Consider the following 2,262-nt stretch of genomic DNA (forward strand, 5'->3'; position numbering starts at 1 on the left):
CGCTGGTCGGGCTACCTCTCACTATGGACAGCCCTGTTGCTAGGGCCGGCAGGACTGGTGCCGCTATTCAAGGACGGCCCGTTCGCCTGGAACGGGATATTCGGATTCTGGATGGTGCTGATCGCGTTCTGCATCTGGGTCGCGGCGATCACCTGGTTACTCGTCACCGCGATCAATCACGAATCGCGACGGGACGAGCCGGCGGCGGTGCCGCTTTAGGCATGCCATCCGCTCGAGGACCCAGGGGTCAACGTGTGCCGTCGTAGAGAAGCTTCCATACCAAGTCGGTGAGTGCGTCGGCCTGCCGGGCGGCTTGCGCGTCGTCGGCCGGCGACACAAGCTGGTAAAGGCCTCGCTCGCCCATCCAGGTGATCCAGGCCGCTGCGTCATCGGGGTCGAGGTCGGTGGTGATTGATCCGGCTTCTTGTCCCGTGCGGATGTGCGCGGCCAGCGCGCTGACGGCTTTGGCGATCGTCTGTTCGTACTGCTCGCGTACGCGCGGGTCGTAGGCGGCGGACTCGACGACGGCCCCTCACAGAGCGCGGTAGCGACGGTAACTGTCGAAGAGCAGCTGGATCGCTTCCCGTCGGTCACTCTTTGACGCCTGAGCAGGCAATGACCACCAATGCTTCCCGGCCTCGATCATGTCCGTGACGATGTGTTCGCTGAGCTCGCTGAGCAGGTCGCCCTTGTCTTCGAAGTACGTATAGAAGGTCGCACGGGAGATTGCGGCCTCGGCCACGAGCCAGCCGATGGTCAGGTCGTTGTAGGTGCTGCCCGCCTCGAGCGCCTCCTCGATTTTCGCGAGCAGTTGCGTGCGAATCCTCTCCCGGCGCGCGGCACGGCCGGTCGTGCGCGTCGGGCGTGGTGCTGACTCGACATAGTCCTGGCGATGAGCGACGTGACCTGGCTGCTGTTCGTCGGGGTGGTTTCCACGGGCGCGTTGCAGTTCGTCGTCATCGCGGCGGCGGTTCTGGCCGACAAATCCGAATCCCCGGTCTTCCCCCGCTGGGTTGGTTACTTCAACATGTGGGTGACCCTCACGTTCTGCGTGGGCAACGCCATTTTCTTCGTCAAGAGCGGTCCGCTGGCCTGGAACGGACTTCTGTCCTGGTGGACGGTGATCATCGCCTACGGGGTCTGGCTGATCGTGATGCTGGTGATGATGCTGAAGGCCGTCGCCCGCCAGCAGACCGAAACATCGCAGCCTGACCGAGATTACGGCCTCGAGCGTCGCCTCGCGTTGCTCGAGGCCCAGATGCAGACCGTTCGCGCCGACGTCGCGAAGACCGTATGACGATATCGGCTGTCACGAGGCGATACTCATGACACGGCTAATCCGTTGCGCCACGGTACCGGTGCCCAGTTGTGCGGTAGTTCTTGGCGCCGCGAACATTGCTCGCGCTACGCGTGATCTGCACCGGTCGGTTGATTCGAAACCGTGGCACCCCGCAACACCGCTCGGCGGGTCAGCGCAATCATCGTCACGAACCACCCGGTGAAGGTGGCGAACGGGATCCACCACACCAGAATGCCGTTCCAGGCGAATGGCCCCGTCTTCATGAAGAATGCGAGAAGGGCCGGTAGGAACGAGATGATTATCCAAATCTGAAGGTAGGCAGCCCATCTCGGGAATGCCGGTTGGGGCCGTTTATCGCCGAAGATCGCGGCGGCCAGAATCGCGTATTGAAGGATGAATGGTGCGATCGGGGTGATGAAGAACAGCCAACCGAGGTCGACGAGCGCCTGCGTGATCTCGGGATTCCGTAGGGGACGGAAAGCGGCCGTGGCCCAGAGGAACGCAGGTAGGAAGAATGTGATCGCGGAGAGCACGCCGGCTGCGAGTTGCGTGCCGGCCAGGAAGAAGGACTTCCCCTCGATCTCCTTGATGAGGTCCGAAAGGACCATCGTCCACGGCAGGTAGAACACGGTCCCCACACTCATGAAGACCATCGCGATGCGGATGGGTACCGACCGGGCCTGGAACATGGCGGCGATTTCGCTCGCCGGGGCCGAGGGAGGGATCGGTGGTATCCAATGAGCGAAGAAGACAAAGCCGATCAGCCACAGCAGGAAGAACGCTGCCGCGCTCCATACGCCCAGAATTCGAATGTTGGGATTCATCTATGCCGGCACCTCGGCTTGCTTGCCGGGGCCCTGCCCCCGTGTGTTGGACACGCTTAATCCCGCAAGATTGGCGGGGGAAGCGAGATGATCCACCACGATGGCAAGGAAAAATTATCCCGACGAGTTTAAACGGGA

Annotated in this window: 3 protein-coding genes and 2 pseudogenes; 2 read left to right on the top strand and 3 right to left on the bottom strand. The window is 62.2% G+C overall.

All coding sequences use genetic code 11. The features are described 5' to 3' along the window. Positions 1-219: pseudogene (locus ORI27_RS32715) on the top strand (hypothetical protein); the annotation flags it as partial. Positions 220-247: 28 nt separating this feature from the next. Here the strand turns inward: ORI27_RS32715 and ORI27_RS33275 are convergent. Both ORI27_RS33275 and ORI27_RS32720 read right to left on the bottom strand, forming a co-directional pair. Next, positions 248-517: pseudogene (locus ORI27_RS33275) on the bottom strand (hypothetical protein); the annotation flags it as partial. A 15-nt stretch (positions 518-532) separates the two neighbouring features. Further along, positions 533-742, bottom strand: a complete 210-nt coding sequence (locus ORI27_RS32720; RefSeq protein WP_323055705.1) for a hypothetical protein — start codon at positions 740-742, stop codon at positions 533-535. Positions 743-892: 150 nt separating this feature from the next. On the opposite strand from ORI27_RS32720, the gene ORI27_RS32725 reads away from it, so the two are divergent. Continuing rightward, positions 893-1,297 carry a hypothetical protein gene (locus ORI27_RS32725; protein WP_266001403.1) on the top strand — a complete coding sequence of 135 codons (405 nt, stop codon included), beginning with the start codon at positions 893-895 and terminating at the stop codon, positions 1,295-1,297. Positions 1,298-1,404: 107 nt separating this feature from the next. Here ORI27_RS32725 and ORI27_RS32730 read toward each other — a convergent pair whose 3' ends face one another. Further along, positions 1,405-2,124: a hypothetical protein gene (locus ORI27_RS32730; protein WP_266001405.1), complete on the bottom strand. Its 720-nt coding sequence runs from the start codon at positions 2,122-2,124 to the stop codon at positions 1,405-1,407. Between the last annotated feature and the right edge of the window lie 138 nt (positions 2,125-2,262).

This window comes from Mycobacterium pinniadriaticum (assembly GCF_026242045.1).
Taxonomy (GTDB): domain Bacteria; phylum Actinomycetota; class Actinomycetes; order Mycobacteriales; family Mycobacteriaceae; genus Mycobacterium; species Mycobacterium pinniadriaticum.

What these genes read in the sequence shown, in the direction of transcription:
- ORI27_RS32725 (WP_266001403.1), top strand. Translation starts at nt 893, where the DNA reads ATGAGCGACGTGACCTGGCTGCTGTTCGTCGGGGTGGTTTCCACGGGC.
- ORI27_RS32730 (WP_266001405.1), bottom strand. Translation starts at nt 2,124, where the DNA reads ATGAATCCCAACATTCGAATTCTGGGCGTATGGAGCGCGGCAGCGTTC.